At 45.3% G+C, this 14107-nt stretch carries 14 protein-coding genes; 10 read left to right on the top strand and 4 right to left on the bottom strand.

Annotation, left to right across the window (positions count from 1 at the left end; all coding sequences use genetic code 11):
- The first annotated feature begins 9 nt into the window (after positions 1 to 9).
- The gene (locus GK108_RS19865) at positions 10 to 1038 is read left to right on the top strand and encodes a helix-turn-helix domain-containing protein (protein ID WP_163952339.1); all 1029 of its coding nucleotides are present in this window, start codon (positions 10 to 12) and stop codon (positions 1036 to 1038) included.
- A gap of 34 nt (positions 1039 to 1072) precedes the next feature.
- Here the strand turns inward: GK108_RS19865 and GK108_RS19860 are convergent, their stop codons facing one another.
- From GK108_RS19860 to GK108_RS19850, 3 genes are all read right to left on the bottom strand, one after another.
- The gene (locus GK108_RS19860; protein ID WP_163952337.1) at positions 1073 to 2461 is read right to left on the bottom strand and encodes a glycoside hydrolase family 140 protein; all 1389 of its coding nucleotides are present in this window, start codon (positions 2459 to 2461) and stop codon (positions 1073 to 1075) included.
- Between the two features lie 416 nt (positions 2462 to 2877).
- Positions 2878 to 3429 carry an RNA polymerase sigma factor gene (locus GK108_RS19855; protein WP_163952335.1) on the bottom strand — a complete coding sequence of 184 codons (552 nt, stop codon included), beginning with the start codon at positions 3427 to 3429 and terminating at the stop codon, positions 2878 to 2880.
- A 314-nt stretch (positions 3430 to 3743) separates the two neighbouring features.
- Positions 3744 to 5201 (bottom strand): capsule assembly Wzi family protein, encoded by a 1458-nt coding sequence (locus tag GK108_RS19850; RefSeq protein WP_246225022.1) that lies wholly within the window; start codon positions 5199 to 5201, stop codon positions 3744 to 3746.
- 600 nt (positions 5202 to 5801) lie between these two features.
- Between GK108_RS19850 and GK108_RS19845 the strand changes: the two genes are divergently transcribed.
- From GK108_RS19845 to rplT, 8 genes are all read left to right on the top strand, one after another.
- Positions 5802 to 6374: a DinB family protein gene (locus GK108_RS19845; RefSeq protein WP_163952331.1), complete on the top strand. Its 573-nt coding sequence runs from the start codon at positions 5802 to 5804 to the stop codon at positions 6372 to 6374.
- Between the two features lie 123 nt (positions 6375 to 6497).
- Entirely contained in the window at positions 6498 to 6953 is a 456-nt protein-coding gene (locus tag GK108_RS19840; protein ID WP_163952329.1) for an EVE domain-containing protein, read from the top strand.
- Between the two features lie 42 nt (positions 6954 to 6995).
- Positions 6996 to 7892, top strand: coding sequence for a class I SAM-dependent methyltransferase (locus GK108_RS19835; RefSeq protein ID WP_163952327.1), 897 nt, complete (start codon positions 6996 to 6998; stop codon positions 7890 to 7892).
- Between the two features lie 56 nt (positions 7893 to 7948).
- Positions 7949 to 9193: a tetratricopeptide repeat protein gene (locus GK108_RS19830; protein WP_246225020.1), complete on the top strand. Its 1245-nt coding sequence runs from the start codon at positions 7949 to 7951 to the stop codon at positions 9191 to 9193.
- Positions 9194 to 9372: 179 nt separating this feature from the next.
- Positions 9373 to 11316 carry a threonine--tRNA ligase gene (thrS, locus tag GK108_RS19825; RefSeq protein ID WP_163952325.1) on the top strand — a complete coding sequence of 648 codons (1944 nt, stop codon included), beginning with the start codon at positions 9373 to 9375 and terminating at the stop codon, positions 11314 to 11316.
- Between the two features lie 201 nt (positions 11317 to 11517).
- A complete protein-coding gene (gene infC, locus GK108_RS19820; protein ID WP_163952324.1) occupies positions 11518 to 12075 on the top strand; it encodes a translation initiation factor IF-3 in 558 nt (185 codons plus the stop codon).
- Between the two features lie 193 nt (positions 12076 to 12268).
- Positions 12269 to 12463: a 50S ribosomal protein L35 gene (gene rpmI, locus GK108_RS19815; RefSeq protein WP_163952322.1), complete on the top strand. Its 195-nt coding sequence runs from the start codon at positions 12269 to 12271 to the stop codon at positions 12461 to 12463.
- A 112-nt stretch (positions 12464 to 12575) separates the two neighbouring features.
- Entirely contained in the window at positions 12576 to 12920 is a 345-nt protein-coding gene (gene rplT, locus GK108_RS19810) for a 50S ribosomal protein L20 (protein WP_163952320.1), read from the top strand.
- A gap of 72 nt (positions 12921 to 12992) precedes the next feature.
- On the opposite strand, the gene GK108_RS19805 is transcribed toward rplT, so the two are convergent.
- Entirely contained in the window at positions 12993 to 13433 is a 441-nt protein-coding gene (locus tag GK108_RS19805; protein WP_163952318.1) for a nuclease A inhibitor family protein, read from the bottom strand.
- 120 nt (positions 13434 to 13553) lie between these two features.
- Here GK108_RS19805 and GK108_RS19800 point away from each other — a divergent pair, with 120 nt between their 5' ends.
- Positions 13554 to 14087 carry a hypothetical protein gene (locus GK108_RS19800; RefSeq protein WP_163952316.1) on the top strand — a complete coding sequence of 178 codons (534 nt, stop codon included), beginning with the start codon at positions 13554 to 13556 and terminating at the stop codon, positions 14085 to 14087.
- Positions 14088 to 14107: the final 20 nt, after the last annotated feature.

Below are 14107 nucleotides of genomic sequence, written 5' to 3'. Positions count from 1 at the left end.
GTAAAGCGTATGGCAACTACTGTTCTGCACACAACTGATGTTTTTGAGTTTGATGTACTGCCTTATCCAGGGTGGTCTAAATCGACTCCCGTTCCTCAATCCGTGGCTACGGACTTTGTCAGCCTATACCATCCTAAGGCGGGCCAAATCCAATTCAAACAGTTGGGTTTATCGCATATTCATGCCATGGAGATGCGCTGGGATACAACCGAAGACATCGAGTTGCACGATAAGACGGTCAGCAATACGTCCACCACTATTGATATCAATTTTGTGCTGGAAGGTTCGCTCGATACACAATTTCAAGGCATTGGCCATCAGCTACCCATGCGATCACAGACACATAACCTGATTCATACGCCTGAAACAGGACATATCAATCGGATGAAAGGCAGACAATCCATGTCGATGATGCTGATTAGTCTGGATAAGCAGTATTTTGGTCAGTTAATTGGGCAGGAGGATGCCTGGAGTGAGCAGGTGCTCACAGACCTGCATTTCGATAGACCCTTTTCGGGAGGGAAGGGGGCGCAAACCATAACGCCACAGATGCTGTATCTGCTGGATGATATACGCAATTGCAAAGCCACGGGGCCCATGCGTAATTTGCTGATTCAATCCCGGCTGCTCGAATTACTGGCTCTGGAGGTGGAGCAATTTAAGGGGCCGGAGTCGATGCTGTCGACGTTGATTCCCGTTGAAGAAGTGGAAAAGCTGCACCAACTAAAAGCCTATCTGGAGGCTAATTTTCTGCAGGAGCATTCGTTGGCACAGCTTAGCCGATATTGTCTGTTGAACGAGTTTAAGGTCAAAAAGGGGTTTAGACAATTGTTCAATACATCTGTTTTCAATTTTATCCGCTCGCTTCGGATGGACTATGCGGGGCAACTGTTACGTAACAGTTCGCTATCCGTTGATGAAATAGCCGATAAACTGAGTTATGAGTACGCCCAGCATTTTTCGATTGCCTTCAAAAAATACACCGGCCTGACTCCGTCAGAGTTCAAGCAAGGAAAATTCAGAACACCCACAGCATAAACTAAGTTGGCGTCTGGCGAGCATAGCTTACCGCTTAGAGGGCAGCATGGTTTTTTGAGGCATCGTCCAGGACCAGCACCCAGTCATGACCGTATCCTTTTGAAGGTGGTGTAAATTGCTGCGGCTTCTGGTTGTTGAACGTACCGGCCGGTTGGGTTTTCCCAGTGCGCGGGTCGAACCACGTAGCGGTAATGGTTTTTCCCGAAATCTTGCCCGGATTAACCGTGAATGGTTTTCCTACAGCCGAATAAATAAACGCATAATCATTGCCACGCGTAGCCTGAATTCGTTCGGGAGCAGAGAGGTTATTTTCAGCGATGAGTGATTGGTCGGGAACGCGATCGAGTAATGGACGAGCGGTCATCAGTTTCCGAACGTAACGCATCTGATTGGCTCCGGGTAAATCGAGCGCTTCCGGCCAGTAAATGTGTGGATTATTTACCGCTGGACGTTTGGCGCTATACATCTGCCAGATATCGTGGCAACCATAGGTATGTCCGTGAGCTCCGGCGAACAAATCCAGATAGGCGTATACTCGTACATCATACGCATTGGAGATGCCTAAATCGTTAGCGTTGAAACAAACCGGATGGTCTTCGTAAATCGGTTCGGCGTCCATCGTTGGCCGGGTGGGCTGGCGATTGTAGGAGACCGTAATCTGGTCATAAACAGGCGTAAAGCGGCAGTGGCCGTTCTGGTGTATATTAAAATCAAGCCAGGACTCATTATTGAACCATTTCGATGCACCACCATCCATGCCATTCGGTTGCGGATGATAAGAAATCAGGGCTTTGTCGGCCCCACCAACCGCTTCCTGAATCCCCTCAGCCATAGCGCGCCAAACAGCTACGTCCTGTGAGCCTTCGCGAGGGTTTCGATCACCGCCTAGTATCCAAACAATATTGTCACGGTTTTTGTATCGGTTGCCAACGTAGCGTCCGTACGTTCGAGCATTGGTTGGATTGAAAATTTCAGGACCTTTACCCCAGGTATTTTTAACTAATTTGTCGCCCCAGGTTGGTAGAAATGCAATCACGATCCCATACTGAGCTGCTTTGTCAATTATATAATCGACATGGGTAAAGTAGGCATCATTAGGTTTGGTCGGGTCTTCACCGATTAATGGTATTTCACCATATGGATTCGGTTCTTTTAGTCCGTCAAATTCGGCCAATGCAACGGCCTGAACTACCGTAAAACCCTGTTCGGCTCGTTTTTTAAGGTACTGATCGGCTTCCTCCCGATTCAGTCGGTGAAATAATTCCCAGGCTGTATCCCCCAGCCAGAAAAAAGGCGTACCGTTCTGGTGGATGAGGTATCGTTTATTGTCAGAAACCTTTATGCGTCCGTTGGTAAATGGTTGCTGAGCAAAGATCAGGTTAGGGTAGAAGAGAAGGGTGACAAAGAGACAGAAGCGTTTCATTTAGATTTAAGATAGGCCAGGTTTCAGTAGTAGATATTATAGTTCGGACGACGTAGCGTTAACCGATTAGATCAATGTAGATTACATGATTGATCGTAGGGTATAGAAAACCATTGAGAGCCCAAAACTACTATGCGTTAATTCTGGTGTGCTATTAATACAACACAAGAAGGGGTAAAGATATAGCCTGGGCGTACACTTTAATACCGCTATTTTGTAGGTGAAGTAAAGCCGGACGGACCAGCCGTTGATCGGAAAATGGCTAACAACAGTCAATGTACCGATTGATGGGGAAAGTGACTATGTCGGTGTAATTCTGATTATCAAAACGGCGATACATTCGGGAAGGCGACGTAACGAACGCATTGCCCTATACATTTTGGTAGAATTACGTCGCAGAAAATAGGCTCGGAGCACTAATAGAAAAATTGATCGCCGTATAATCGGCGGATCTTATCCCGTGTCCGTTTAAGGCGCATTTTTACCGCACTGTTTTTTAACTGAAGGGCTTCCGCGATTTCGTTGATATCCAGTCCATCGGTATACTTCATCCGTAGCATTTGCGTTTCCTCCGGCGATATGGTGCCTATGACGTTATCCAAATGCTGTAGCTGATTTTCTCTGATTTCCTGATCAGAAGAATCTGGCCAAACAAAGTCCTGATTCTCGGATAGATACACTGTATTGGATCGGTTCGAGTAGCGAATCTGATCCATACAATAGTTATAGGATATGGAATACAGCCAGGTCGAAAAAGCGGAGTTCTCTTTGAAATTAGTAAGGTTTCCGTGTACTCTCAGGAAAATATCCTGGGTGAAATCTTCGGCCTGTACGCTGTCTTTGGTCAACGATAAGCATCGCTTGTAGACTTTGGTTACATACCGTTTATAAAGAATTTCAAAATAATCGTTTCGATGAGTATTCAGATACAGACGTATCAACTCCTCATCCTTTACCAGATGATTCATGATTTAGGAAATGAAACAATAGGTGTTGATGATTTACTAATACCCAGAATTTAAAACTTCCTGAAACGAAATGGCTGAAAAGAGAAAGTTAGCATAACTAATACGTATTAATTACACTATATGGGCACGATTGTAAGCAAATGCTGCTCTGCAAAGTAAAGCTTTAACCAGTTACTTCCGTAGTAAATTAAAAAATCTTAATAACTTTTATACTAAACGGTAGACAAGTTGAGGATTAGGTAGAGTAATTCTTGCTATTTGAGTACTTATCGAATTGTATGTTACCGATATTGATTAAGTTATTGTACAGTACACTATCGTTTCTTGGTCTGTCCATCTTTCCGCAAACCAAGGTAAAAACCCGTGCTGTTAGGGTATAAATCGCCTATATCCGTAGCTATTGATGCATTGACTAAGAGGCCGTTCAAAATAGGTAGGGGCACCGCCAGATTGGCGACGCCTGAAAATTGGTATACTGGCGATGGAAAAGGAACTTCATAAGTCCCCAAATTCTCACTATACGAAGCCTTTAGCTGAAATCGACAGATATTCATGACTTGACCGGACAAACCCAGATGCATGACAGCCACCCGGTTATTATTCGTAAAACCATAGCGAGGGAGATCGGTTCGGGTGTCGTTGGAGGGCGTAATAAAAGGCGTACCAATTGTCATACCATATCTGGACCATCCATCCTGATACTGAGAATGATTGAAGTAATTATCGCGTCCGTGCTGACGAAGCAGGTCTGAAAAAACAGACCCACCCTGATTCTGCGTGTACAAATATTCTATTAAAATGGCGTCTAGGCGGATTCGTCTGGGATTATACGGGCGAAGATTGCGGATACGTATCCCATTCAATCCATCCCTGATATTGGCCAGATGAATCAATGAACCATCTTCGTAAATATTCTGACGATAGACGAACAGTGAGAAGTTACGGCCTGTATAATCGAATCCTAAATCGATGGTGCCCAGGTGGTTTCCTATTCTGTTTTCCCGATCAAACTGGCTGATCCGGTTGGTATCTACATTAGCCCGGTTATTAAGGGAGCTGGCCGATACCACATCAAGATAGTCACTGAAACGGGAAGGAAGTAAATTATTTTTGATACGTGTGCCTGGCAGCTGAGTGGTTGTGCCGCCCCACATTACCTGGTGATTCATGCCACCGTATAACTTAAGCCGCCAGTTAGGTTTACCCACCCGAACGTAGAGGGCTTTTTGATGCAGCATTGTGTTTTGCACGAACCGATCCCGTTCGAACCACCCGTGCGAATAAAAACCTTTGAAGGCAAACAGGCTCCGTCGGGGTGTATATTCCTGAACAGCCACCTGAAGTTTTAACATCGGTAAGGCGTTCCCCGACATGATGTAAGAGCCCGAGGTCAGCGATGAGTCGACCAGGCCAATGATTTCACGGCGACGCCCTCCCCAGATTTCTACCGATCCCAATCGTACTTTAGCGTACGCTTCAGGGATGAGTAAAGCTACGTTATTGCCTGCATTAACCACGCCTTCTGCCCGCCAACCCCAGTCGACTCGCCGATTGCGTGCCTGTAAACTATCTCGTTTTGTTTTCGGGGCATCGTGATAATCAACATGCAGGGCTTGACGCCAGGTTAAAATAGTAGGGTCATGTGGAACAATTCCGTACTGATTGGCTCTAAGCCAAAACGGATTCAGACCTGATGAAGAAAAATAGCTACCAATTTCGGTATTATACCGCAATGGCTTTGTGGTTTGTCCGAAACAAGTAATCGTACACAAGAAAAGAAGTAGAAATACAGGCATAGGCACCTAATGAATCCAGAGAATCATATAATATTACATTAGATTGAGGTGAGGAATTTAAGTCACACAACTTCGTTGGAATACTATTGAATGTACCGCTACATAAAATGTGCCATTAGTGAAAATTTGTATTTTGCTTATAATTAATTTGGCTCTGGCCTAAGATTGTACTTAATGAGTTGGTTTAAGTCGATAAAACCAGGTAAAACCATCTTATGCGTAGGAATAAGGGTTATTGGGAAGTGTCGGTCCGATGCTTCTGTTTGCTGAAAATTGATCGGTCCGTTGTCAAAACCCCATGAATATTGCTGTAACTTTGTGCGAAAATGTAAAGCCTGCTTACCTATTTCTGTTAGAATTATAACGTAGTGTCTGTTTTAGTAGATTTTGGTAGTTGCTTCAATCCATCGAATTTTTTATCTAAACAAATAACAGAAACCGTAGTATTAAAGGTTAATTGCAGCTTTGTTTTTTAGGATTTCTGAAAACACAATGCTGAACTATTTTATTGATCATTGTGTCGTCAAGCTGTTCCTTTAATGCTACAAAAAATGTAGCTTTTGATTTTATTTACCTATGGTCCCAAACGACGAACTCATCCGAATCATAGATCTCCTGAATACAACATACGAAAGTGAGGAAGCCTGGCATGGCCCATCCGTGGTTGAAGCGTTAAGAGGAGTGACTCCCGATATGGCCGGGAAACGAATCTCGCCCAATACCCACACGATTGCTGAACTGGTTTTTCACATGACGAGCTGGCGGATTTTCTGCGTTAAAAAAATGCAGGGGGATGCTACGTTCGATATTACGACACCGGAGAAGAATTTTGGTGCGCTACCCGAAAAAATTGACGATTTTGAGTGGGAGGCCCTTGAGATGGAGTTGAGTTTGAGTCAGGAAGAACTTATCAATGAGTTGGATAAGCGGGACGATGATGAGTTCCTGGAAGATATTGTGCCTGGTCGCGACTATACGTATTATGACATGTTACATGGCATTGTGAATCATGATCTATACCATACAGGCCAGATTGTTATTTTAAAGAAAGCACTCACCTTTAAAGGAGCAGGAACCCGGTTCGCGGATGACGAAGATGAGTACGGCTCTCATTATGGAAGCAGCCAGGAACACGATGATTATTATTGACTAATCACTTCGGAATATAGTGTATCAGCACAGTGTCGATAATGGCTGATACGTAATGATTTTACGCTGATATAGGATTTCTGCCGCACTGCGGAAATCCTACCTACCTAATTTATTCTGTCGTTGAATTACTGGCTGGTTAAGTCTGAACCCGAAACGTACGGGTGGCATCAATTTATTGAACAGGGACGTGCCGTGTGGGACGGTGTTCGTAACTATCAGGCCCGCAACAACTTAAAAGCAATGCAACTGGGCGATCAGGTGCTTTTTTATCATAGTGTCACGAATCCATGTGTGGTGGGTCTGGCTACCGTAGTACGCGAAAGTTATCCTGATCCTACGGAAGTCGTTACGCTTTCGAAGGATGGGGTAACACCTAAACCTACTCAGTGGGTTGTTGTGGAACTGGAGCCTGTACTTGCCCTGGAGAATCCGGTATCTCTGGCTCAGATAAAAGCAGAGCCCTTGTTGGCGAATATGGCTCTGGTGAGGCATTCACGCTTATCAGTAATGCCACTGACGGTCGATGAATTTGAATTGATTCTGGCAATGGGGCAGAAGCCTGTTGGTAACGAATAGCCATTCTAATTAATCCCTCAGTCCTTCATTCTTCATGTCAATATGGCTACCATTCAAATTATTGCCCCCGAATTCTGGGAAGAATACGAATTAATTGATACCGGCGGGTTTCAAAAACTCGAACGATTTGGACAGTTTATTTTATCGAGACCGGAGCCACAGGCTATCTGGGATAAATCATTGTCTGACCAGGAATGGGAGCGACAGGCCCACGCTATATTTCGTCGGGATCGTCAGTCGCCAGAACGGGGCGACTGGCAAATTAAGCCCGATATGCGCGATCCCTGGTACGTGACTTTTCGGCAGAAAGGTCTTAATCTTAAGTTTAAATTAGCCTTAACTACGTTTAAACACGTTGGTCTTTTTCCCGAACAGTCGGACAACTGGGGTTATATTTACGATAAAATCAAGAGGCTTGCTCAGCGGGTAGAACGGCCTAAAGTCCTGAATTTATTTGCCTATACTGGCGGAGCTTCGTTGGCCGCTCGTCAGGCGGGGGCCGATGTTACCCACGTTGATGCGGTGAAGCCCGTTATCAGCTGGGCGCGTGAGAATATGGATCACAGTGAGTTAGATAACATTCGCTGGGTAGTAGAAGATGCCGTTAAGTTTGTTCGGCGCGAGGTCAGGCGCGGAAATAAATACAACGGCATAATCCTCGATCCCCCCGCTTATGGACGTGGTCCTGATGGCGAAAAATGGGTGCTGGAAGAACACTTGACCGGTTTGCTGACATCATGTGCTGATCTATTGGATCAGGAAGACTTCTTTTTCATAATTAACCTGTATTCACTTGGTTTTTCGTCGATACTACTGGATAATCTGATTGGCCAGCTCTACGGCGATGTACCCAATGCTGAATGGGGAGAACTGGCTGTAAATGACAGCTTCCAGAAACGTCTGCCACTAGGGGTGTTTTATCGATTCGCTTCTGTTTGAAATCACTAACTTTGTTAAATGCCCGGTTACGTAGTGTTGTCCTTTACCGATAACAAATGAAAGGCTTGGCACCAGAACCAAACGCGGCAGTACTTATTCCCGTTATGCGTCATTATTTGCTCTTATTCATTCTGCTCATCACCCTTGTATCCTGTGCAGATGATGATCGGCAGTCGGCTTATATTCCTGATTTCCCTAAACCAGGTGATAGCAGTCGTACGATGGGGGCATTACGAGCCCTGACCCGGGCTATTAACCAATCGTCGCCTGCGTCGGCCTATGCAAAGCGAGCAGTCATTTTATTGGCAATGGGTCGCGTGAATGATGCGCTTGAGGATATTGACGAAGCAATTAGCCGTAATGACGATGTCGGTTCCTATTATCTGACCCGTGCTCAGATTTTACGCGCATTGCAGCAGCCCGATAAAGCAATGGTCAATGCCCAGCGTGCCGAAATTTTAGGAATTGATACGCCGGAGTTATATACCCTGCAGAGCGACCTGTTACAGCAACAGAATCAACTCGATAAGGCTCAGTTATACGTAGCAAAAGCGCTACAGATGGCTCCATATGATGGTGAAGCCTATTTTTTCAGGGGGCTTCTGGCGGCTAAACTGGGGGATACGACCCAGGCTTTAGCGTTTTATCAGAATTCGTTACGACTGAAACCCCGCTATCTGGATACGTACAATCAATTGGCGGCTATTTATAGATCGTTAGGAGATCCTGTATCGGCGCTCACCTACAATGGGCAGGCGCTACGTTATTTCCCCAATAATCCCAGGCTTTATTATGGACGTGGTTTAATTTATCATGTCAGTGGCAGACTTGATAGTGCCATGGCCTGCTATCAGCAAACATTGAAGGTACAGCCCAATTATTATCAGGCTAATTTTCAGATGGGGTTGATTAATCAGAAATATCGGAACTACTACGTAGCCTTAGCCAATTATCAGCGGGTACAGCAACTGCGGCCCCAGTTTCCGCGCATCGATACGTATATAGGATTTTGCCATGAACAAATGGGGCAGTATGAGCTGGCAATTGCCGCCTATACCAAAGCTACTACCCAAAATTCGACCGATCAGCAGGCGGCAGCCGGATTATGGCGATCGCAACGGCGTCAATACTCACAAAACTCATTACTTTTGCCAAATACGCCCGAAGAACCGTTGAATTCGACCCCGAGCCGAACAACACTTGATACGAGTCGGGTACGGGTATTAACCATAAAGCCCAAAGCACCAGCGAGTTCAGGTACGGGTGATTCGCTACGGCGAACAATTAAACCAATTGAATAGAATTGAAACGTCTTAGAAGGTGTTATAAAACTGTATGACGTAGTCTGTATAAACTATGATGTATGATTTCCAGGTTCGATTCCATACTTCATATATCATGCATGGTATGTTATATAAAAAGTTAAGTGGCTTACAGTTGTAGGTAAGCTGCGGGTGCCCACAAATAAATTAGTAAACAAATGATTGCGCAGGACGAACAAATCCGCGTGACGCTGCCCGACGGGAGCGTTCGGCAGTATCCTAAAGGAAGCTCTGGACTGGATATTGCTACTCAAATTAGTGAAGGATTGGCCCGTAACGTATTGGCCGCCAAAGTAAATGGTGTTGTACAGGATGCCACGCGACCCATTAACGAAGATGCTACGGTCCAATTGCTGACCTGGAACGATTCTGAAGGAAAAGCTACGTTCTGGCATTCATCAGCTCACCTGCTGGCGGAAGCGCTAGAAGCCCTGTATCCTGGCGTTAAATTTGGTATTGGACCAGCCATAGAAACGGGATTCTACTATGATGTAGATCTGAATGGGCAGGCTTTTTCGCAGGAGGATTTCAAAAAGGTTGAAGATAAAATGCTGGAACTGGCTCGCCAGAAGCAGCAGTATATTCGTACGCCAATGAGCAAAGCTGATGCGATTGCTTATTTCGAAGAAAAAGGCGATCCGTATAAGCTCGATTTGCTGGAGGGGCTTGACGATGGTACAATTACCTTCTATACGCAGGGCGATTTTACAGACCTCTGTCGGGGACCCCATATTCCGAATACGGGCTTTATTAAAGCGGCTAAAATCATGAACGTTGCCGGTGCTTACTGGCGTGGTAATGAAAAAAATAAGCAGCTCACCCGGATTTATGCCGTTACGTATCCGAAGCAGAAAGAGCTTGACGATTATTTATATCTGCTTGAGGAGGCCAAAAAACGCGACCATCGTAAGTTAGGTAAGGAGCTTGAGTTGTTTGCTTTTTCTGAAAAAGTAGGGCAGGGATTACCGCTGTGGCTTCCTAAAGGCACCATGTTACGTGAGCGTCTGGAGAATTTCCTGAGAAAAGCACAGATCCGGGCTGGTTATTCACCCGTAGTAACGCCACATATCGGTAGCAAACAGCTATACGTAACGTCGGGGCACTGGGATAAATATGGCGAAGATTCGTTCCAGCCAATCAGAACTCCAGATCCTAATGAGGAGTTTTTGCTGAAACCGATGAATTGCCCGCACCACTGCGAAATTTACAAAACCAGGCCGCGTTCGTATCGCGATTTACCCTTGCGATTAGCTGAGTTTGGTACGGTTTATCGGTATGAACAATCCGGTGAATTACATGGGTTAACTCGTGTTCGTGGCTTCACGCAGGATGATGCTCACATCTTTTGCCGTCCTGATCAGGTAAAAGATGAGTTCATGAAAGTGATTGACCTGGTTTTATATGTCTTTAAGTCGCTTGGTTTTCACGACTATAGTGCCCAGGTATCACTACGTGACCCCGAGAATAAAACCAAGTATATTGGTTCTGACGACTTGTGGGAAAAAGCAGAAGCTGCCATTATCGAGTCGGCTGCCGAAAAAGGATTGCCGACAGTGACGGAACTGGGTGAGGCCGCTTTCTACGGCCCTAAACTCGATTTTATGGTTCGCGATGCCTTGGGCCGTAAATGGCAGTTGGGTACGATTCAGGTCGATTATAATTTACCAAATCGGTTTGAACTGGAATACATTGGTGCCGACAATCAGAAACATCGTCCGGTTATGATTCACCGGGCTCCGTTTGGTTCGATGGAACGCTTTATTGCGATTCTGATCGAAAACTCGGGTGGTAATTTCCCCCTCTGGCTGTCGCCCGATCAGATTGCGATTCTGCCAATTTCAGAAAAGTATGAAGATTATGCGAACGATTTGTTCTTTACGTTACAGGAGCAGGATATTCGCGGTTTTGTTGATCTTCGGGATGAAAAAATCGGCCGTAAAATTCGCGATGCTGAAGTAAATAAAGTGCCTTTTATGCTTATAGTTGGCGAAAAAGAAGCGGCTGAAGGGAAAGTTTCGGTTCGACGGAAAGGACAGGGCGACCTGGGCAGCATGAGCATCGATGAGTTTGTAACAACATTTCAGCAGGAAGTGAAAATATAATATTAAATCCAGGGGTTTCAGTAGCCAGTTTTTAGAGGGGGCAGGTATCAAAATGAGCCATATTCTTTAAAAATGTGTTTCCTGAAACCCCAAACTGATTTAATATTGTTTAGTATTAGTATTTTCAATAGTTTCCTGAACTTTTTAGAATAACCAGCGTTATCCAAGCGATTTTAATTTAAGTTTCACTAAACACAATCTATGGCATTACCCCAGCGCAGACCACCGCGTCGTGTGGTTGAAGAACCGTACAAAGTCAATGAACGCATTTTAGCCCGCGAAGTCCGGGTGGTCGGTGAAAATGTAGAACAGGGAATCTACGACATAAACAAAGCTCAGGCTATGGCCCGGGCGCAGGCCCTTGATCTTGTAGAAGTATCTCCGAATGCTGTACCTCCAGTCTGTCGTATTGTCGACTATTCTAAATTCAAGTACGAGCAGAAAAAGAAGCAGAAAGAAATAAAGGCAAATGCTACCAAAGTCGTAATCAAAGAAATCCGGTTCGGTCCGAATACGGATGATCACGATTTTGATTTCAAACTGAAGCACGCCATCAATTTCCTGAAAGAAGGCGCGAAAGTGAGAGCTTATGTCCAGTTTGTAGGACGAGCTATTGTCTTTAAAGACCGTGGTACTCAGTTGCTGGACCGATTCGCTAAAGGACTTGAAGAGTACGGGAAAGTTGAGTCAGAGCCTAAACTTGAAGGTAAACGGATGACACTATTCCTGGCTCCCAAAGTAGTTAGCCCGAAGAAATAGACCAACTGACTGGCAATATATAACCCCTGCGCTTTGAAATGAGCGCAGGGGTTTCTGCTGTTGTATCTACCTTCCAACTATGATTCAGAATAGAGCTAGCCAGTATATTTCGCAGGGAACAGCTATTGTTGGAGTTTTTTCGTATCTTTGCGGCCTGTTTACTAAATTTTTTCGTATTTAAGCGGTAACTGCAATGCCAAAAGTTAAAACAAATTCAGCTGCCAAGAAGCGTTTTAAGCTGACAGGTACTGGTAAAATCAAGCGGAAGCACGCCTTCCATAGTCACATTCTGACTAAAAAAACGACCAAACAGAAGCGTAATCTGGTTCATGCTGCACTGGTTTTCCCAGCTGACGAGCGCCGGATCAAAGCTCTGCTGAACGTTTAAGAATTAACAAAAGACGTAGTTGCGTCTTGGTTTCACGTTTCACCCGGTGCCGGGCTTTGAAGAGTAGGTAGTAATGGCCTGCCGCCTGTCGTCAAAAAACAATTAACATACTATGCCACGTTCCGTCAATCACGTAGCCTCACGGGCGCGTCGGAAAAAAGTAATGAAGCTGGCCAAAGGTTTTTATGGTCGGCGCAAAAATGTTTGGACAGTAGCTAAAAATGCTGTCGAAAAAGGCTTAGGTTACGCGTATCGCGACCGCCGGGCCAAAAAACGGGATTTCCGTAGCCTCTGGATCCAACGGATCAATGCAGGTGCCCGTATCAATGGTGTCTCGTATTCTGCTTTGATGGGTTCTTTGAACAAGTCGGGCATCGAGCTTAACCGTAAAGTATTGGCTGATCTAGCCATGAATCATCCGGAAGCATTTGCAGCCGTTGTCGAACAAGTGAAGTAAACAGAACTGACTATAGAAAAGCCCCGGTGATGAGCCGGGGCTTTTCTATTTGGAGCCCATGAAAAACCGCTATTAGGTTTGAATGATTTTAGTATGAATGCCAGCCCGATCACCAGTTGCCTGCTTTCCGAGCAAATACACATCAATCTCAACATTGCCCGCGTAAAACACCTGCCGATCCGTTAATTCGGCTTCCACTAGTTGCCTGAGCTGTTTAAACTGGTCAACGCGCGTCTTCTCTTCAGCTTCATACCAATCCTGCTCGGTTGTTACAGGTGCCCAGAAGTCCTCTTCGGCTCTTTCTTCAACGAAAATGTCGAGAGGTAGCATCTGCCAGTCTTTTATCTGGCTAACCGTTAATGGTTCTTCCTGGTTAAGATAGCAGGTTACGTAGTCGATGGGTTCATCAGATTCGCTGGGGTAAAGCAAATCCGTGAGTAATCCACTAATCTGATCGCTTAACGCTATTTTTTCTGGATTTATACCGCTACTTTTCGAGCCTTCGTTCGTCATAGATAATGATACTAATTCATGGCAAGATAATGGATTCAAATTCAGGTCTCAGCCAGAATTCATCTAATTTTAGCGCGGAGTATTATCGAACCTATTCCCGTTAATTAAACCATACAAACCATGTTAGAAACATTAATGAATTTAGTCCAGCAGAATGCCGGACAGGCCGTTATCAATAACCCTGCTATTCCTAATAACCAAAATGATAATGTGATGCAGACTGTTGCCAGCAGCATTCTGAGCGGGCTTGGTCAGCAGGCGCAGGGTGGCGGTTTGGGTAACCTGCTGGGCATGGTCGTAAATGGTGGTAACGTACAACAAAGTCCGGTTACGGCAGGCGTTCAGCAGAACGTTGAGCAGAGTCTGATGCAAAAACTTGGTATCTCTCCTCAGGTGGCTATGTCGATAGCGGCTGCTGTTGTCCCTGTTGTTTTAAGTAAACTGATGAACAAAGCATCTGATCCAAACGATTCGAGTGTCGATGGCAACTCTATTCTGGGTGCTGCTACGGGTCAGCAAGGTGTCGATTGGATGGGTATGGCTGGAGCAGCAATGGCTGACGGTAAACTCGATATGAACGATTTATTACGTGTTGTTGGTCAACAGGGTGGTGGCCTGGGCGGAATGCTGGGCGGCTTGTTCGGTGGTCGATAAACCATACAATAGTGTACAAG

The sequence above is a fragment of the Spirosoma terrae genome (genome assembly GCF_010435915.1).
GTDB classification, from domain to species: domain Bacteria; phylum Bacteroidota; class Bacteroidia; order Cytophagales; family Spirosomataceae; genus Spirosoma; species Spirosoma terrae.
The sequence above is the reverse complement of the archived record's forward strand: the minus strand, read 5'-3'. Positions and strand labels throughout refer to the sequence as shown.